Genomic DNA, 18,659 nt, shown 5'->3' with positions numbered 1-18,659 from the left:
AGAATTTAGGCGAGATAGTCGCCAAGCCCAACAGGACTCGCCTCTAATGACGATGCGAATGTGCGCTTTCGCTATCCGCGCCTGTACCTTCAGGGTCGATTTATGCGGTTTGCATGAGTCGCGTCCAAGACGATCATCGTGCTCGGTCGTAGGGCGCAGCGCGGCCAGTTTCGGACACTCGACAGGCTGCGCAAGATTGCTGACAATTCGATCCTGCACACGTGTCGAAATCGTCAGAGTGACCTTGGATGTATCCGTGGGCGGAAAGTGGCCGCCCTAGCTAGCCACCAGCCACAGGTCCACTGGGTTCGGCTCTTTTCGGTCGGCTTAGGTTCTTGAATTGTTCACTGAGAAATGAAGGTTCGCCAAATATTGCTTCTCGCAACTTGGATGGCTAGCGCCTCCGCGGTTGCCAACCTCATCCGACCCATCGATATTAGCGACGAGTTCCTGCGCTATCGTCACAACTCACAAGCGATTGCGGTCTTTGGCACTGACATCAGCAACGATCCCGTCCTCCCGGCTGCAGCAAGATCTGGCTTATATTTCCAGAACGGCAGGCGGGCTTTCAAGGCGAAGCGGTATCTCGACTCCATACAGGAGTACAGCCGTTGTCTGGACATACATCGTACTGCGCCAGCGTTCAACAATCGTGGTCTTGCGTACTGGAAGGCAGGCAACGTTGATGCGGCCGCGCAAGACTTTTCGGACGCTATCCAACTCGACCCGAACGACGTCCCGGCTCGTTTGAATCGCGGCAACCTGATGCTGGGAAGCAAACGGTTCGACGTAGCAATTGAGGACCTCACGCATGCGATCGATAGCGGAGATCGGCGTGTAGATATATATATCGCTCGGGGTAACGCATACCGCCTCAACGGCGACGCGGCGAGCGCGCTCCATGACTACGACACTGTGTTGGCGCTGGCACCAACTAGCCCTCAGGGCCATGTGGGTAAAGGCGGTGTCTTCGATGACCTCGGCATGTTGTTCGAAGCCAAGTCTGAATTCACGACCGCATTGGAACTTGCGCCTAGCGATACCGATGCAACGCTGGCGCTTGCCATGGTCCTGCATAAGCAGCGCAGGTATTCTGAATCGATAGTAGCTTTCACATCTGCGTTGAAGTCGCGGCCCACCGAAGCCTGGATCTTCGAACAACGAGCGCACACATATTCCGACATGGGGAACTGGACACAGGCCATTTCAGACTATTCCAATGCGATTGTCCTTGATCCGCAAAACGATATGCTGCACCGGTTACGTGGAATCGCGTACGATCATCAAGGAGACTACAGCGACGCGATTGCCGACTTCACGGAATCGATTCGTCTCGCTCCCACGTCCGCGCGTGGATACGTGCTCAGAGCTCGTACCCTTGTTCATTCCGGGAACGTTCAGCGGTCCGTTGATGACCTTTCACAGGTGATTAAACTTATGCCAGACGTGATTTCACTGCGTCAGGAACGTGCGATCTCTCTTGAGCAACTTGGGGACTATGCATCGGCGATCGTGGATTACCGGTTGATCCTGCAAGCGGACCCCAATGATACGAACACCCGCTGCTATCTCGCTGACGACGAGACCACGCTCGGCCAATATGACGATGCCGCGCACGATTACGAAATCGTGAGTCATTCCGCACCGTTCGATGATGGTCTCCTCTACGGCCGTGCGCAGCTGAACTTCTATACCGGCGATTTTCGCCGGGCCGATGCGGACCTCGCTAAGTGGCAGGATTTGTATCGCAGAGGGAAAATACAAAAAGGCGATGGCCAACCGTACTATGTCGACATCTGGCGCCACATTATTGCTCTTAAGCTGTCTGCAGAACACGGTGCGGAGCTTGACGAGCAAGTGGGCAATCTTGATTCCAGTCGCTGGCCGTATCCCGTACTGGCGCTCTACACGGGTAGATCTACCGTCACCGCGTTGCTGTCCGCGGCGGACAGGAGCGAGAAAGAGCGCAGAAACCGAATGTGCGAGACCAATGCCTATCTTGGTGAATGGTTACTGGCTCATGACGATCAAGCGGGGGCACGTCGGAATTTCGAAGCCGCAAGCATGGAATGCCCTGCCAATTTCATCGAGAAGACATTGGCGCGTCGGGAACTTCAGCGGATGAGCCAATCTTCCGCGCACGTGGCCGTCCAGAATTCCACTAACGCGGTGGGCTTACAGTTCACAACGGAAGAGAGGCGCCGCCCGCCATTGAAGGATTCCAACTAGTCGGACAGACGAAACAAGGAGATCCGAGTGTCTTTCCTGAAAGTGGCGAAATGCGGTTCCGAGTCGGCTTATGCCAATTGCATGACGTGCTAGACCGAGGCGATCGTCGCGCTCGGTCGGTGCTTGTCGGCCAGCTTGAGTCATTCGGCTTGGCCTTGCCAGATCGTCAACAATCGGAAAGCATCATCAGATTTTCTCTGATGTCAACTTCAAGCCTGGTCCGACGAACAAGGCGCCCATGGTCTTAGTCTCGCGCCCAAACCACATCCGGCAGACACATCGACCTTCTCAAGAATGCTTTGCATTTGCCGATAAATGATGTTTTGAGCGCTTCGATGGCGAAGGCATCGGGATTCATGCCGCGGGCCATTCCATCAAGAAAGCACCATGAAGAAAAATTTCATACGCCGTGTATTGCTTGCGTTCGCGCCCCTGTGTCTCTGGGCGTGCGCGCAGACTCCGACCGCACCGGCGGCCGCGCCGGCCCGAGCGCCCGCGCAGGCCAACATCGTGGCCGACGCCGTGAAAGCCATGGGCACCTTGTCGCCCGACGTGCGGGCGACCTGCTGGACGGCGATTGCGTCCATGAGCACGGCGGCGGATCACATTGCGGAAACCGCGGACCGGATTCATGCATGCCTCGCGTCGCACGATCTGCCCGTTGCATTGCGGGTGTTCATGCTGCAAAGCCTGACGTTGAACGAAATGGCGCTCAAGGATTACAGCGCCGCGATCGATGCGCAGCGCGCCGCGATCGATCTCGAACCGACGCCTGGCGACGACCAGCTGCTCATGCTCGCGTCGCTCTACGAAACCACACACCAATACCCGCAAGGCATGGCCGCGTTGGAGCAGTTGCGCGCCAGGCACGAAGCCGCGCACGACCTGGATACGGTGCTCGGCGCGCCCTACTATCTCGTGCTCGGCAAAACGCTCACAGGGACTGGCCGCCATCAGGAGGCGATCGAGGCGTTTTCCAATGCGATACGCCTCACCCCCGCGCTTGTCGATGCGTATCGCGGCCGCGCCGCGGAGCGCGAGGCCGGCGGCGACACCGCCGGGGCGCGTGCCGACTACGTCGAGTTCGCGCGGTGGGCGCCGGAAAACAGCATCGACGCCACGACCCAGGCGAAGCTGTCCGGCATGGGTATCGACGCGGCGAGCGAGCGCCGTCATCCGTTCGGCAACGCGAACCCCTTGCACGAGGCCTTTACGCAGTCGCTAGCCGCCGCGCGGGCGTCGCTCCAGACGGCTGCCACGCCCGCGGCAAAGGCGGCGGCGTATAGCGACATCTCGACCTCGCTCGACGGCACTGGGCAGCACGAGCAGGCGCTCGCGGCCATCGACCAGGCGATTGCGCTCGCCCCGGACGACATTTCCCTGAAACAGTCCAGGGTCACGACGCTCTTTACGCTGGACCGGGTAGACGACGCACTCAAGGCGGCCGCGCCGTTGCTGGATCAGATGCGCAGCCAGCTGGCGGGCGGGACCGATCCCGTCGCCGTCTATCACCAGTACGTCGAAGTGACCGGCTCGTCTGGCTGGGCCTACATGCTCAAGGGGGACTGGACCGGCGCGGTCGACATGTTCGCCGATTGCGCGCGCGGGTCCGAGCCCCTCGACCGGGACTATCTCGCGGCGCTTTATGTGATCATCCGCGCGCGCAGCAACGGCGCGGCGCCGGCTAACCCTTACTTCGAAAACTACATCCAGCGCCGCAGTGTCATGCCAGCGACGCAATATCGCCAGGTGCTGCTGCAGTACGTCCGCGGCCGCGCCCCGCTGAGCGTGGTCTACGGCATGATCGCGCTCATCCCGAATCCTGCTGCGCTTCAGAATGCGCTGGCTGAAACCTGGATGATGGCCGCGGCGTACAACCGGTTCGTGAAGCACGACGACGTAACCGCACGGACCTACCGGACGCGGGTCGGGGACCTCGAACCCTCCGGCACCATGGAATGGACGATGGTCCGCTTCGGTGGAGTGTGATGGTCGTCAGCGCCGAGTTCGTGAGAAAGACAAGCGCCGCGGCGCGATGGACGATGCTGGCCGCGGCAGCGGCTGCGCTCGCGACCACCGCAATGGCGGCCGTACCGCCGCCGCAGGACGGAAGGCTGCGCGGCGGAAGCGACCCGCAGCGCTTGCCAACCATCCCGTACAGCGACCCAGCCTCGCCGTGCGCGACTCAGTGGGGTTTCGGCGACGGCGCATTCCGTTCCCCGCTGTCGACGCCCGAACAACTGCGCGCGGTGTGCGCCAGCGAAGCGGCGCGAGGCAGCCTCGAAGCCAGGACCATTTACGGTCAGCTGGTGATGGCCGGTGTGGGTGGCGCGCCGTCGCGAACGGGATTCGCCATCCTGCGCGAGGCGGCGGCAGACGGCCAGCCCATCGCGCAACGCCTCGTCGGCCAGCTTTATAGCGAAGGCCGGCGCGTGCCGGCGGACGTGAACGCCGCGCGCATGTGGCTGGGCCGGGCAGCGGGCGCCGGCGACGGCGCCGCCGCGGATGCGTTGGGCGTGCTCGACTACACCGGCGTGGGCGTGCCGAAGGATCCTGCCTCCGCGTACCGGCAGTTCGCCCGCGCGGCGACTCACGGCGATCCACACGGCGCCGCGAACGCCGGCCGCATGCTGCTGGCCGGTGCGCCGGGCGTGCCGCGCGACGTGCAAGGCGCCGTTGCGTGGTTCATCGACGGCGCAACGCATGGCGACGCCGATTGCCAGTTCCTGCTCGGGCTGTCCCTGCTGCAGGGTGCGGCAGTCGCTAAGGACGAAAAGAAGGCGTTCGGCTGGCTGGCCGCAGCCGCGCGGCAAGATCAGCGCGAGGCGAAGGCGCTCCTCGCCGAATTCTATCTGCAGGGAATCGCGGTTCCCGCCAATCCGCAGACCGGCTTCGCGCTGATGCTCGACGCTGCACGCAAAGGCTCGCTGTACGCGCAACGCCGCGTGGGCGATCTCTACGCTCAAGGCACGGGTGTCGCGCGCGATGCCAGCGTGGCGCGCTCGTGGTATCGCGGTGCGGCGCTGAACGGCGACGCGCTGGCGCGATACGAGCTTGCGGTCTCGTACTGGCAAGGCAAGGGCGGTCCCGTCGATCTCGAAGGCGCCAGCGGCTGGATGCGCAGTGCTGCGGAAGCGGGGATCGCCTTGGCGCAAAACGATCTGGGCGTGATGCTGCAACGAGGCGACGGCGTGAAGCTGGATGCCGTGGAGGCGCGCCAGTGGTACGAGCGCGCGTCGGCGCAGGGGCTCGGTGTCGCGTCGCGCAACCTTGCGTTTCTGGCGTACACCGGAACCGGCATGCCGCGAGACGATGCGCAGGCTTACCGTTACGCGAAACTCGGCGCCGAACGCGGCGACGCGAGATCGGCACTGCTGCTGGGGACCATGCTGTATAGCGGCACGGGCGTAGCGGCGCAGAAGGCGGCGGGGCTCACGTGGGAGCGCAAGGCGGCCGACGCCGGCGACATCGAAGCCGAACGGACCGTCGCACAGCGATACCTGGAAGGCAACGGCGTTGCCCGAAACGAAGCGTTGGGCGAGACCTACCTGAAACGCGCAGCCAGCCAAGGCGATCCGCAGGCCCAGACTGCCCTCGCGTTGCTGCTGCTCAAACGCTCCGCCCGGACGGATCAGTCCGCCGGGAAGGACTGGCTCACCAAGGCCGTGAATCAGCAATTCGGTCCGGCTTACGCCGTGATGGGCAATCTCTACGCGAACGGCGAAGGCGGGCTGCCGGATGCGGCAACGGCGATCCAGTGGTTCACGCGTGGCGCCCAGTTGAAGGACAAGGTCTCGCAGCGCGTGCTGTGCCTGTCGTACGCAGGCGACCCGCGCTACGCGAACGAAGCCGACAAGGCGCTGTACTGGTGTTCCACGGCCGCGACAGCCGGCGACACGTTCGCGATGGCGGCGATGGCTTCCGGGACCGTCTCCGCGTTGCCGGCCGCATCGCGCGCTTACTGGCAATGGCGTCTCGCATCCGCGGGCGACGCAGCGTACGAGCGCATGCTCGGCGACTCGTACGACTTCGGGCGTGGCGTGCCCGCCGACGAGAGCGCTGCCGTCTACTGGTTCAGGCGTGCTGCCGCGCACGGCAACGCGGCCGCGCAGAGTTCGCTCGCATGGCACCTCTTCACGGGTCTGGGCGGCCAGCGCGACGACGACGAGGCATTCAGGTGGGCCACGCGCGCCTCGGCGAGCAGCGCGGACGGCATGACTCTGCTCGGTGAGTCGTATCTGAGCGGGCGCGGCGTCGCGAAGGATCCGGCGGCAGCGCGGGGCTGGCTGAGCAAGGCGGCGGACGCGGGTTCGGCAATCGCCGCCGACGACCTTGCCAACGTGTATCAGACGGGAGACGGAATCCGGCGTGACGAAGGGCTCGCGGCGCAGTGGTATCGCAAGGCGGCGGCGCTCGGGTCCGACGAGGCGGCCATCGCACTCGCCTTGAAGGCATCGGTCGAGCAGGATGCGCCCGCACTCGGTCCGCGCGAGCGGCATTGGCTTGCGCCGGATATGACGGCAGTGGCAAGCGACGCTGCGCCCGCGGCTCGAAACAACGACGACCAGGCCGAATGGCTGGCGCTTTCGTCACTGAACCGGGCTTTGATGGCGCGGCCCTTCGCGCAGTTCGAGACCGGCATGCGCTTCTGGCGCGGAGAGGGCGTCACGCGCGACAAAGCACTCGGCGATGCATGGCTGCGGCGCGCGCAAGCGAGTCTAAGAGCCCGGCCAGGTTGGAAAGACTATGCAGCGGCCGCGCAGGCTGTGGAGGTGCGCGTGCGCGCTTCCTTGACCGAAGCCGAGCAGGCACGTGCCGATTTGCTGACGGCACACTTGCTGGCCAGTGTTCCCGACGTGACCATGACGGACAGCGGGCACTGGGAACGCTGATCGTCTCCGGGTTCGACGGATACGATGAACGTCGTGACGGACAGCGGGCACTGGGAACGCTGATCGTCTCGGGGTTCGACGGATACGATGAACGTCACGAACGGCCGCTCGCGGAAAAGGCGAACGTCGGCTCTGGGTCGAGTTCTGCCCGACGCGGACTGATCAAGGGCGGCCTACTCCGCAAGCTCAACGTCGGACCGGGATCGACCACAAACTGCCGGTCACATGCGCCGCCGGCAGGCCGCGCAGGCGTCGGCTCTGCTTCGCAACCGGCCATCTGATTGTCACTAGGCGAGCGCTCGTTCATCGGCCACAAGGGACATCAATCTGAGCGGCCAACGACGCCCAGCTCTACCGAGCGGGGGCGTCGACCCTGTTCATTCCTGTCAGCTTGCCGGATTGCGTGCCATGACGATCCACGCCGCGCCGTCGATCATCACCGATCGCTCGCCGGCGAGGCCTGCGAAGGCGGCACGAACTGCGGCCGAGGCGCGGGCGCGGATGTCGTCGGGCTGATCAGCGAGCGCACGCGAAAGCGGGCCGACCTCGAGCGTCATCTTCACCGCGTCGTCGATCGCAGCGTCACGCGTCCTGCCCTCGCCGAACGCGACGGAAGCGTCGAACGGCGCGATAGCGATATCGGTGAAGCCGGCCGCCGTCAGGATGCGCGCAACGCGCCCCCGGTCGCCGAACGAAAACGGGGCATGCGCTTCGGGATCGGGCAGCGCGGTCGGCGGGACGATGCCCTTGAGCGCGCCCACCGGCAGGCGCATCCAATCGTTCTTGGCCGCGCCGCGCCAGCAGACGAAAGCGACCCGCCCGCCCGGCCGGAGCGCGCGTCGCATATGGGCGAACGCCCCTGTCGGATCGTCGAAGAACATCACCCCGAAACGCGAGAACAGGATGTCGAACGCACCCTCGGGAAACTCGGCGCTGCTGGCGTCGGCCACTATGAACAGGGCCGGCGTGTCCTGTGGCGCAAGCGCGCGCCCGACCGATCAGCGGTTCGGATATGTCCACGCCTGGCACTTGGCCCCCCGCGCCGACGCGGGCAGCCAGAGCCAGACTCGACGCGCCCGCGCCGCAGCCGATGTCCAGCACGCGCTCACCCGTCGCGGGTGCGGCGGCTTCTATCGCGGCCTGACCGAACACTGACACCATAGCGTCGAGCCGGGCCTGGTTGGCGACCCAGCGTTCCCCGCTTTGACCATTCCAGTCACCGACCTGATCTGCACTTTGCTCTGCCATGTCGTCTCCTTGACTCGACAATTCGTCCTTCACCGCGCCGATCTGCGCCAACCTTTTGAAGGCGACGACGCGACGGGAGAAGGGAATCTGTGCTCTCAAATCACCATCGACTGCTGGGCGAAGATGCCCGCCATCGCGCCCTGCGATGATGCTTGCGTGACCGACGGCAAGAGGGGCGTGGCGAGGTCGCCGGCGGCGTAGATGCCGGGCGTGCTGGTTTGGCGGCGCTCGTCGACACTGAGGACGATGCCGGTGGGGGTATCGACCGTGGCGAGGCCCAGTGATTCATGCAGGCTTGCGGACGGCTTGTTGCGCGGATGGGCGAACAGGACGTCGATTGCGACGTTGCGGCGGGTGTCGAGATTGACGGTGGTGATATGGCCGTTCTGGTGGGCGATCTCGATGATCCGGCCATCGACGACAGGGATGTTGCGGCGCGCCAGATCGGCCTGGATTTCGGGCGCAATGTCATGACCATCGGTGAAGATAGTCAACTTGTCAGTCCAATCGCGGAACAGCCTGGCAGACTGGTACGACTGCGGGCTGGACCAAACGAGGCCCCAATGCTGGCCGGCGACTTCAAAGCCGTCGCAATAGGGGCAGGGCACGATGGACGTACCCCAGCTTTCGGCAAAGCCCGGAGCATCAGGCATCTGGTCGGCGACGCCATAGCTTAGGATCACGCGGCGCGCCCTCAGGCTTTCGTGATCGTCAGTGACGACGCAGAAATCGTCGATGGTGCCAGACACGCCCTCCGCCCGGGCATTGACCAGCCTGATTGCTGGATAGCGCGACAGCTGCTGCTGCGCCTCGACCAGGATGTCGAGTGGCGGCTTGTGATCGTGGCCGAGCAAGCCATGCGAGTGGCCGGCAAAGCGGTTGCGCGGCCGGCCGGTATCGAGAACGATGACCTTGCGGCGGGCACGGCCAAGCTGCAGGGCGGCAGCGAGGCCGGCAAAGCTGCCGCCGATGATGACGACGTCATTCATAGTGATGCGCTCCGTGTTGTGGAGGGAGGGGGCTGGGCGTGGTGTGCAATATCGTCCAGCGGTACGCGCTTGAAACGGTCAGCGAGCAGGGCTTTGACATTGGCAAGAAAGTCGCTCATGGCTGTAGTGATCGGCCTGACAATGCTGCACTCGATATCGCCGGGGCCCGGGGAACCTCATTTGGACAACCGGTTGAAAGCTACCCTTGGCTTGCATATTGTGATACTTTGCGGTATCGTAATTCGAGAATTTGAATACTGTCAAGTACTGGAATTGACGTGACCGAAAATAGCCAGGGCCGGCGCGGCCGGCCCGCCAACGAGGCGCTTCGCCAAACGATCGTCGACGCTGCCTGCGAACTCTTTGTGGAATTGGGTTTTCAAGCGACGACCATGGACAAGGTTGCGCAGCGCGCGAAGATATCCAAGCTCAGCATCTATCGGCACTTCGAGAACAAGGAGGCGTTGTTCAGCGCGGCCATGGCGGCCCACTGCCAGCAGTTTGCACCGCAGACCCTTACCGAAGGCATCGCCGGTTCGGCTGAAGATCAGCTCATGGCGGTGGGATCATCGCTGCTTCGCACGCTGTTGAGTCCGGACGTCCGCAGTGTCGAAGCCATGGTTTTGGCCGACAAGACGAATCAAAGGTCGTTAAGCAAGCTCCATTACGAAGCCGGGCCCGCCCATGTCATCGCCCAAATCGAGGCCGTGTTGCGTCAGTTGCACGCGAAAGCGATTCTGAACGTACCCGACGCTCACCGGTCCGCCCGCTTGTTTGGCGCGCTCTTCAAAGGATGCGATCTGCTGCTTATCGCACGCTTCGATGAGGCGAGGGCAACTGACGACAACGAAATCGAGTCCTATTGCCGGTCGGCCGTCGCCATGTTCATCGCCGCGCACGGTGGCATCTAAAGGTGCGCTATCGCGGATTGATGACGAACCCGCAGAGTTGCACACGCTGTTCGCTCTGAGCAATCTGTGGATGACGCGCGAACGACTGATGCGCGAGGCCGCTGCATGAGCGCAAAAGCCGCCGCACAGGAAAGGGATCGGTATGGTAGTGGCTTAGAGCACTCACCAGCGCAGAAAATGCGGCGCGATGGCCGAGCCGATGGCAGCCGTGATGGCGATCGCGAGCACGTACCAGACGCCCCAGAACGGGACCGCCATCTCCGAGCAATACAGCGAGTAGACGAGCAATCCCTGCGCGCCGGCCAGAAGACCCGCGCCCGCGCCGGCCAGGGTGAGACGCGTCGGCGCGAGCTGCTTCATCGCGCGCATCATCGCGGCGAGCGAGGGTAGCGAGAGCAGCACGACGTTCGCCGTCGTCGTGCGCCAGGTCGTGCCGAGCATCAACTCGAGCCGGTAGCCCGGCGGCGTCGCGAGCAGGATGCTGCCTGCGGCGAGCAACATCGAGGCCATCGGCAGCGCCACCGCGAACCAGGCGAGCTTGAGCCGCGCACCGGGGCGGCCCAGCCGCTCGGCGAGCTTCATGGCCGCGGCGATGATCGCGAGCGGGAACGCGAGGCGCGCCCAGAACATCATCGTGAGGACCAGTTCGGGCATATCGCTGCGCACGCCGTACAGCGCGACCAGCAGGACCGCGCTACTGGCGAGGCCGTGCAGCAGCGCGCGCGTGAGGAGCCTCGGGACGGCGTTGCGCTCGATGGCCGACACATTGCTCGCGAGCCGGGTGAGTAGCTCTCGCGTTTTCACGACCGGTACGCGCGGTCTCCGAGGAGGTAGTCGATCGATATCACGCCGGGGCCCCACGCAGCGATGGCGAGCGCCATGGCGGCCCACGTGATGTGGATCGGCCAGCCGTCCGGCACCGTCAGCTCGATGATGCAGGTCATCAGCAGCAACCCGGCGGCCGCGAAACGCGTGCCGAGTCCGAGCACAAGCAGCACTGGGAAACCGACCTCGCCGCACGCGGAGAGGAACGCAAAGATGGCCGGCGCCGGGAACGGATAGGGGCCCCCGGGCAGATGGAGCTTGAATTCGTCGGTGAAAAGCGCGATGGCCGTATCGTTGAGCTGCAGGAACCCGTGCCACTTGAGGATGCCCGATTTCCAGAAAGGCACGGCCAGCGCGAGGCGCAGCACGAGTTGCACGAACGACGGGTGTGCGAGCCGCTCGATGAAGCGTCGCGCGCACCCAATAGCGTGCGCGACATTGTCCGGAAAAGACAGTCTGGAGTCTTGTCGAGTCTGCATGATGTTTACGCTCCCGGTTGAACGGCGGCGAACACGCCGGCCGAAATCATCGCGGCCAGGCTGGCCGGTAAGTCGAAGGTGTCGCTCTCCTGGAAGCCCGCCTGTGCAGCGGCGCCTAGCGGCAGGCCTTCGATGAGCGCAAGGAGAAACGCTGCGCCGCCCGCGGGCAGGCGCGAGACAATTACGTCGTATTCGGGCCGTGTGACGAGTGCGTCTTCTGCGTCGCTCGAATGCAGCGGGGTGACGGGGCCGACTCCCCGGTTCAGCGCGAAGATCGCGACCGCCGGGTAGCGCGAGCGCACAATGCGTGTGGCCGGATGTGGGACAAAGCACACGTGCGCGAGCGAACCTGGATCGATGTTCGCGAATGCTTCGGCCGCGAGCGGGGCGGCGTCCTCTGCGTGATAAGCGTCGAGCCACGCGCGCTCGATGCGTGCCGTATCGGCAAGCCACGGCATGTCGCGCGCGTACTCGTAGCTCTCGATGAACGACGGAAAATCGCGTCCATATTCGAAGAGCAGCGGTGAAGCCGGCGGCGTGGCGCGCACGTGAAAGCGTGCCATCGCGCGGAAAAAATCGACTCCCGTGATGCGCTGCACGGCGGGGTAGATCGCAGCCAGCGCATCGATGAGGCTAACCGTGACGTTGTTGCGATAGACGTTGTAGCGCTTGACGACGCCCTTGCCGGACGCGGCGACGACGTCTTGCGGCGTGGCAAGTTCGGGGTTCGTCAGTCCCGGCGAAAAGGCCGTTGCGTAGTCGCTCGTGTATTGCTCAAGCATCATGGTCGGTGCACTCCGGGTAATATACGTTGGACTCCGAATGATAGAATGCCGCGAATTCGGCGCTAATTCGCCAGGCCTTCAGCGCCTGTGCGCGCAATTCGGGCCACGAAGGCAACTGGCTGTCCCATTCGATCAGCGTCGGCATCGGCCCGGTGTGCGCGATTCCCTCGCGATAGAGCGCCCATACCGGATCGGCGACGGTGCGGTCGTGGCTGTCGATGAGTAGCGGCGCGTGCTCGTCATCGTATTGCTCGCTGTGGCCGGCCAGGTGAATCTCGCCGACGTATTCGAGAGGGAAATCCGCGAGATAAGCGCTTGCCGCAAAACCGTGATTGGTCGCCGAAACGAAAACGTTGTTGATGTCGAGCAGCAGCCCGCAGCCCGTGCGCTGCGCGACCGCACGGATGAACTCCGTTTCGCTCATCGTCGACGACGCGAACGCTACGTACGTCGACGGATTCTCGAGCAGCATCGGACGTCCAATGGCTTCCTGCACCTGATCGATGTGTTCGCAGACTTTGTCGAGTGTCGCCTTCGTGTAAGGCAGTGGCAGCAGATCGTTAAAGAACGTACCACCGTGCGAGGACCAAGCGAGATGTTCTGAAACGAGCGCTGGTTCGTAGCGCGCGACCAGTTCGCCAAAGCGCGCGAGGTGGTCGGCGTCGAGCCTGTTCGGTCCGCCGATCGACATGCATACGCCGTGCAGGGAGACCTGATAGCGCTCGCGGATAGCGCTCAATGCGCGGTGCGGCGGGCCGCCGGCGCCCATATAGTTCTCGGCGTGTACCTCGAAGAAGCCGTCCGGCAGGCCGTGTTCGAGAATCGCCGCAAGATGCTCATGCTTGAAGCTCGTGCCCGCGAGCCCGGCCGCGCTGGGCGCCGTGCGGAGGGGACGGCCGGGCATCGGCGTTGGTCGGATGGAAGTGTTCATAGCCGTCCCCTCTCTTTCCTCGTTGAAGCGATCAGGACTTGATCGGCGTGAGCGAGCCGTGGCCGCCGCCAGGCACGACGATGCTCGCGCAGGTACCGCCCTGGACGAACTTCCACGAGTTGCCCTGGAAGTCCATCGTCGACGTGCCCTGACAGGTCGTGCCAGGACCAGCGGCACAATCGTTTTGCCCCTTCAGCGCCACGCCGAAGCATTTTTCCTTGTGAGCGGCGAGGGCGGCGCTCATTTCTTCCTTCGTGAGCGGCGCGGCATGAGCGACTGAAGCCAGCAGGCTTGCAACGGCGCCTGCGAGCAGGGCGGTACTAACAGTGGTCTTTGCGGACATGGACTTTCTCCAGTGATTGAGATGAGAGGTATCCGTCGCGGATACACCAGCTAATTCGCGTGATTTCGAACGCCGGTTACACCGATCGAATTTTTTGCGTGAAGCTTCGAGGGGAGTCGGTGCAGGACGCTCGGCAGATCTGCTGCAAGTGCTCTCCTGCGAAAAAATTCCTTCCGGCTGTAACCGGAATGCGTAACCGAACGAATTAACGGACCGGGGCAACGAACGTCGTGGCTGCATGCGGCTTTATGGCCAATATCGGCGGACGCTGACGAAAGAATTCATGATGAAACGTATCGATGAACTGCGACCGTTCGTGCAGACCACGTTCGATACATTGCTCGATCAGATGATCGCAAATGGCTTGCCCGGGTTAATCCACTCCAGTGCAAGACGGCTCAATAGATCCTCTCCGTCACCCGGTTCCTGCTCCTTCTCGCGCAGCAGCCGGTCTATGTACTGCTCCCATCTCTTGAGCCGATTGCGCGAGAAGCGCCGGACCGATGTCTAGCCTCATGCGGTTGCTGCTCAACAGTTGCAGACGCGCATGATCCTCATACGGAACACCAAGCATGATGGAAATAACGACAGACGGTAGCGGTAGCGCCACATCCCGAATGAGATCGGCCGGCGCACCTGGTGTTGCTCTATCTTGCTGGTCATGAGACGACTGCCAATCAGATTGGACTTGGCTTGCTGAGTCTGCTGCAAGATCCGCAACAAAAGGCCGCGCTTATCGCCGAGCCGTCACTGGCGCGCGGCGCAGTGGAGGAAATGCTGCGCTTCCATTCGATCACGCACATGAACTCCGCCCGCGTGGCGACTGCCGACGTGATGATTGCCGGTCAGTTGATCCGCAAAGGCGAGGGCGTGTTCGCGCCGGTTCAGGCGGCAAATCATGATCCGGAGGCGTTCCCGGAACCCGAACGGTTCGATATCCGCCGTGATACGAAACACGCGTCACATGTGGCGTTTTCATTCGGAGTGCATCAATGCCTGGGGCAACCGCTCGCGCGCCTTGAACTTCAGGTAGTCTTCGAGACGCTGTTCAAGCGACTGCCTTCGCTATGGCTTGCTGCGCCCTTCGAACAGCTCGAGTTCAAATGCAATGGCAATGTGTTCGGTGTCGAGACGCTTCCCGTAGCGTGGTGATCGAACTATGAGGAAGAAAGCATGAGCTCGTTCGGACACGCCATCCCGTGCGCGACGCTCGACATGCAGGAAACGGATATCGAAAACTTTGTCGTGTGGCATACACGCGAGCATCTGCCAGAGCGACTCGACGTTCAGGGTTTTCTACGTGGAAGACGCTTCGCACGGGAAGCCGCTGAGCCGCGCTACCTTATCTTGTACGACGTGACGAGTCTGGCGATTCTCACGCAGCCGGACTACATCGAACGACTCAATGATCCAACACCCTGGACCCGAGCGACGCTGCCGACCTTTCAGAACGGACACCGTTCCGCTTATCAGGTCATCGCGCGTAACGGTCAAGCAGAGGGTGCATGCGTGATGATGATGCAGCTGATGCCGCCGAACCCTGAGCGCGTGAAGCGAGAGATCGAACTTTGGGTTATGGACGAGGGCATTTCCCATCCGGGAATCGTAAGCATTGCGTTCGCGATTCCTGACAAGGGTTCATCGTCACTCGACACCGAGGAGAGTCGTCAGAGCCGAAATCGGTCTACAGATGAATGGGTCATTCTTGTCGAGGCGATATCGGAGACGAAGTTGCTCGACTTTGTCCAAGCGGAGATGACGCAGCCCCGTTGTGAAAGTTGGGGGCTCTCAACTGGAGACCTGTCGAAAATATTTCGGCATCAGGTACGAGTGGGTCAGGAGTGAGCATGCTGCGCTGCGGACTTCGGCTATGACGTTTCCATCGTGATGACTTGCTGCAACGCACGGGTTGCGAGCGCCGAATTCTAACGAAATCGCAGTTTCGCGCTTACAAGGCGTCGGCTGACGTGATGCATCGAGGGATGGCGACAACGCGTCAAAATCCGAAAGGCACTGGTAGTGGTCGTCGGCGTCATGACGAACTGAGCGGCGGTACATGGTCCGAAGCAGTTGTTGATGCCGCAAGGTTTGAGGGGCTGCTGCCGAACTATGAACGCCGGCAAAGCGACTCGTTGCCGCCTGACGGATGCGATACCTGAAGGTCAGGTATGGCCGATTTGCGCGCATTCAATGGCAGGCGGCTTTCCGGGTGATTCGGCCGTTGGGAACAAATTACTTGCAGAACGGGAACAAAATCGCTTGCCGCGCATGCGCAGCCGGTCGCGCGTTCACGCAAAGGGCAGCGTGCCCGCCGGAGCCCGCCGCACGATCGTCAGCGTCGTGCCGATGTGGTCCTCCAGCGCAAGCGCCGCGCGTGCGTCGGCGCGCTGCATGGCGGCCTCGAAAATGCGCAGATGCTCCTCGTGCACGTCGCGATGCATGTCGACGAGACCGATGCATACCCGGCGATAGCGCTCGCCATGCTGCGAGAGAATTCGCAGGACCAGATACGTCCACGGCGAGGCAGCCGCGGAAATCAGCTCTTCGTGAAAGCGGCGGTTATGCACTTCCCAGGCAGACCGGTTCTCGACCGAGACGGGTTGTTCGAACGTGGAAAGCATCTCGAAGCTTTGGCGCACGCGTTGCTCCCATGCGTGGTCGCCACGCCGCACAGACTCGCGCAACGCGTCCACCTCGATATGAATGCGCAGGCGCGTGACGTCTTCGAGGTCGGCCAGCGACATGGGCGTGACGCGGAATCCGCGTTGGCCTTCGGCCACCACCAGCGCGTCGCTCACGAGCCTCGTGAGCGCCTCGCGCAGCGTGCCCGCGCCCACGTTGTAAACGTCTCTCAGATGCTCGACGCGCAGCTTCGTCCCCGGCGGGTAACGACCTTCGATGATGTGCTGGCGCAGTTGATGGTAAGCCTGCTCGCCGAGCGTGCGGGCAGACAGCCCATTCGATTCTTCGCCGTGAAGCGACTCGGCAGTAGGGAACGCCGGTGCGGGCAGCGGCGTATCGTTTGCGAAGGCTGCGCTGAGCGGGTGGGCCGGATGAGTTCTGTTCATGGCTGCTGCCCCTCCTTGTCCTGATCGCGGCTGAGACGATAGCTGAGCTGCGGGCGTGTCAGGCCGAGCATGCGCGCCGCGGCGGACAAATTGCCTTTGGCCTTGTCCACGGCCTCGCGCAGTAGTGCGCGTTCGAGGCCTTCCAGTCCGCCGGCGCAGTTTCGCAACTGATCGAGCAGCGCCTGGCAGTCTATCTGCGTCGCGTTGCTGTCCGCAAGCTGGCCGCGCTGGTCGACCGACGCGCCGGCCGGAAATTCGATACCGGGAAAGAGATCCCTTGCTTCGATCTCCCGATTCGGTCGCGAGAGGATGACCGCTCGTTCGACCAGATTTTCGAGCTCGCGCACGTTGCCCGGCCACGCATAGCGGCGCAACGCTTCGCAGGCGTGATCGGTCAGCGTGGGTACTGCCTTGCCGTGCAGCCGCGCAAATCGCTCGAGCATGGCCTGCGCCAGCGGTTCGATGTCGCATTGCCGTTCACGCAGCGGCGGAATGACCACGGGGTAGACGTTGATCCGGTAATAGAGATCGGCGCGAAAGCGTCCTTCCCGCACCGCACAGCTCAGGTCCTGGTTCGTGGCGGTCACGAGGCGCACATCGACCTTGCGGCTCTGGGTTGAACCGAGGCGCTCGACCTCGCCTTCCTGGATCACACGCAGCAGTTTGGCCTGCACTTCCATGGGCAGTTCGCCCACCTCGTCGAGAAAGAGCGTCCCTCCCTCGGCGCGCTCGAAGCGGCCAGGGCGCGCAGCTTGTGAGCCCGTGTAGGCGCCTTTCTCAGCGCCAAACAGCTCCGATTCGATCAGCGCATGGGGAATCGCAGCGCAGTTGACGGCTACGAAAGGCCTGTTGGCGCGTGGGCTCAATGCGTGCAGCGCCTGCGCGAAGCGTTCCTTGCCCACGCCGGTTTCGCCTGTGAGCAGCACGGTCACTTTGGTGGGCGCCGCCAACTGGAGCAGTTCATAGGCAGAACGAAACGCCTCGGACTGGCCTATCAACTTCGTGCGGTTCGCTTCCGGTGCGATTTCGAGTCGCAGCGATTCGACTTCAGTTTGCAGGTTCTGGAGCGTGCTGATCAGCGACTCGGACTTGAACCAGGCGGCGAGCTCATCCGCATCGGGCCATTCGTCGAGCGGTTTGCCGACGATGCGGCAGTGCGTATCGCCCTTGCCGACACACGCGGTTTCCTTGAACAGGATGGTGCGCCCCATGAAGGCGCTCGTATAGCCGGAAGCGTAGCCAATGAGCATCCAGCAGACGGGCTCTGTCTGGAGTCCGAAGTTGCGCGTGTGGACCTCGGCCTCCCATGAATGCTCCCACTGATACTCGCCGGAAAAATACCCGGTTTGTGGGTTCGCGTCGAAGCGTATCGGCTTGACTTGCACCGCGCCTTCGAGCATGTGGAGTTGGGGGCCCACGGCGAACATGTCGTAAAGCGATGCGCCACTCCTGATCTCGCGGGCGAGCGCCGCGTCGCGCTCGCCCGCGGCGAAGCCGGCCCGCATGAAATAACGGCGGGTCTGTACCGGGCCCACGCTTTCCATCATCTCCTTGCGCAACGCGCCAAGCGCGGCTGCGTGAATCAGCACCATGCGTTGATCGGCCAGCCAGATGCGTCCGTCGCTGGTTGAAAAATGAATCAGGCGCCGAAGGTCGGCGTCCGCGGGGAAGGACGCGGGCTGTGAGCTGGATCGGGGGGCGGGTTGGGGTGCCGTCATGTCTCCTCCGTCGAGATTTTCCGCTTTCCCGCTCCTGGAGCGCGGGCGAGGGTGACGATTTCATGAATTCATCAAATGCGGACGTATGCGTTTATGAAATCATAAAAACCGACTGGAAATCAATGTGTTAATGGCCGATGAATGGCGGTTTCACGGTTCGGGTTTACCTCGATTTTCGCTGAAAACCACGCGGCGGACCTAAGTGTTTGCCCTTAATTCTCGAGATTCTCGACGAAGGGGC

14 protein-coding genes and 2 pseudogenes are annotated in these 18,659 nt (G+C 62.9%); 7 read left to right on the top strand and 9 right to left on the bottom strand.

The window, feature by feature from the left end; all coding sequences use genetic code 11:
• Window positions 1–354: 354 nt before the first annotated feature.
• The 3 genes from BMI01S_RS20975 (at window position 355) to BMI01S_RS20965 (ending at window position 7,121) form a co-directional block, all read left to right on the top strand.
• A complete protein-coding gene (locus BMI01S_RS20975; RefSeq protein WP_028231631.1) occupies window positions 355–2,229 on the top strand; it encodes a tetratricopeptide repeat protein in 1,875 nt (624 codons plus the stop codon).
• A gap of 387 nt (window positions 2,230–2,616) precedes the next feature.
• Complete coding sequence (locus BMI01S_RS20970; RefSeq protein WP_028231632.1) at window positions 2,617–4,218, top strand: tetratricopeptide repeat protein; 1,602 nt, start codon at window positions 2,617–2,619, stop codon at window positions 4,216–4,218.
• Window positions 4,219–4,238: 20 nt separating this feature from the next.
• A complete protein-coding gene (locus BMI01S_RS20965) occupies window positions 4,239–7,121 on the top strand; it encodes a tetratricopeptide repeat protein (protein WP_169745489.1) in 2,883 nt (960 codons plus the stop codon).
• A gap of 386 nt (window positions 7,122–7,507) precedes the next feature.
• Here BMI01S_RS20965 and BMI01S_RS20960 read toward each other — a convergent pair.
• Together BMI01S_RS20960 and BMI01S_RS20955 are read right to left on the bottom strand one after the other, a co-directional pair.
• Window positions 7,508–8,369 (bottom strand): annotated as a pseudogene (locus BMI01S_RS20960) (class I SAM-dependent methyltransferase).
• A gap of 95 nt (window positions 8,370–8,464) precedes the next feature.
• Window positions 8,465–9,358 carry an NAD(P)/FAD-dependent oxidoreductase gene (locus BMI01S_RS20955; RefSeq protein WP_028231633.1) on the bottom strand — a complete coding sequence of 298 codons (894 nt, stop codon included), beginning with the start codon at window positions 9,356–9,358 and terminating at the stop codon, window positions 8,465–8,467.
• Window positions 9,359–9,636: 278 nt separating this feature from the next.
• On the opposite strand from BMI01S_RS20955, the gene BMI01S_RS20950 reads away from it, so the two are divergent.
• Entirely contained in the window at window positions 9,637–10,269 is a 633-nt protein-coding gene (locus BMI01S_RS20950; RefSeq protein ID WP_028210903.1) for a TetR/AcrR family transcriptional regulator, read from the top strand.
• Window positions 10,257–10,378 (top strand): annotated as a pseudogene (locus tag BMI01S_RS40955) (IS5/IS1182 family transposase); the annotation flags it as partial. The gene BMI01S_RS20950 and the pseudogene BMI01S_RS40955, both read left to right, overlap by 13 nt.
• Window positions 10,379–10,431: 53 nt before the next feature.
• On the opposite strand, the gene BMI01S_RS20945 reads toward BMI01S_RS40955, so the two are convergent.
• From BMI01S_RS20945 to BMI01S_RS20925, 5 genes are read right to left on the bottom strand one after another with little or no spacing between them, the layout of a single operon-like run.
• On the bottom strand, window positions 10,432–11,073 hold the full coding sequence (locus BMI01S_RS20945) for a DUF1109 domain-containing protein (RefSeq protein ID WP_028231634.1): 642 nt from the start codon (window positions 11,071–11,073) through the stop codon (window positions 10,432–10,434).
• Window positions 11,070–11,573, bottom strand: a complete 504-nt coding sequence (locus BMI01S_RS20940) for a DoxX family protein (RefSeq protein WP_028210905.1) — start codon at window positions 11,571–11,573, stop codon at window positions 11,070–11,072. Before BMI01S_RS20940 ends, BMI01S_RS20945 begins: the two co-directional genes overlap by 4 nt.
• Window positions 11,574–11,578: 5 nt before the next feature.
• Window positions 11,579–12,358: an HvfC/BufC N-terminal domain-containing protein gene (locus BMI01S_RS20935; protein ID WP_028210906.1), complete on the bottom strand. Its 780-nt coding sequence runs from the start codon at window positions 12,356–12,358 to the stop codon at window positions 11,579–11,581.
• Window positions 12,348–13,262, bottom strand: a complete 915-nt coding sequence (gene bufB / locus BMI01S_RS20930; protein WP_154671320.1) for an MNIO family bufferin maturase — start codon at window positions 13,260–13,262, stop codon at window positions 12,348–12,350. Before bufB ends, BMI01S_RS20935 begins: the two co-directional genes overlap by 11 nt.
• A gap of 58 nt (window positions 13,263–13,320) precedes the next feature.
• Window positions 13,321–13,632 carry a BufA1 family periplasmic bufferin-type metallophore gene (locus tag BMI01S_RS20925; RefSeq protein WP_028210908.1) on the bottom strand — a complete coding sequence of 104 codons (312 nt, stop codon included), beginning with the start codon at window positions 13,630–13,632 and terminating at the stop codon, window positions 13,321–13,323.
• A 639-nt stretch (window positions 13,633–14,271) separates the two neighbouring features.
• On the opposite strand from BMI01S_RS20925, the gene BMI01S_RS20920 reads away from it, so the two are divergent.
• Together BMI01S_RS20920 and BMI01S_RS20915 are read left to right on the top strand one after the other, a co-directional pair.
• Window positions 14,272–14,784 carry a cytochrome P450 gene (locus BMI01S_RS20920; RefSeq protein ID WP_407669048.1) on the top strand — a complete coding sequence of 171 codons (513 nt, stop codon included), beginning with the start codon at window positions 14,272–14,274 and terminating at the stop codon, window positions 14,782–14,784.
• A 21-nt stretch (window positions 14,785–14,805) separates the two neighbouring features.
• A complete protein-coding gene (locus BMI01S_RS20915; RefSeq protein ID WP_028210909.1) occupies window positions 14,806–15,477 on the top strand; it encodes a hypothetical protein in 672 nt (223 codons plus the stop codon).
• A gap of 443 nt (window positions 15,478–15,920) precedes the next feature.
• Here BMI01S_RS20915 and BMI01S_RS20910 read toward each other — a convergent pair whose 3' ends face one another.
• Both BMI01S_RS20910 and BMI01S_RS20905 read right to left on the bottom strand, forming a co-directional pair.
• The gene (locus BMI01S_RS20910) at window positions 15,921–16,700 is read right to left on the bottom strand and encodes a GntR family transcriptional regulator (protein WP_028231635.1); all 780 of its coding nucleotides are present in this window, start codon (window positions 16,698–16,700) and stop codon (window positions 15,921–15,923) included.
• Window positions 16,697–18,418 (bottom strand): sigma-54-dependent Fis family transcriptional regulator, encoded by a 1,722-nt coding sequence (locus BMI01S_RS20905; protein ID WP_028231636.1) that lies wholly within the window; start codon window positions 18,416–18,418, stop codon window positions 16,697–16,699. Before BMI01S_RS20905 ends, BMI01S_RS20910 begins: the two co-directional genes overlap by 4 nt.
• Window positions 18,419–18,659: the final 241 nt, after the last annotated feature.

The sequence above is a fragment of the Paraburkholderia mimosarum LMG 23256 = NBRC 106338 genome (genome assembly GCF_000739815.1).
GTDB classification, from domain to species: Bacteria; Pseudomonadota; Gammaproteobacteria; order Burkholderiales; family Burkholderiaceae; genus Paraburkholderia; species Paraburkholderia mimosarum.
Note: the sequence above shows the minus strand (reverse complement) of the source record. Positions and strands in the feature narration are given on the sequence as shown.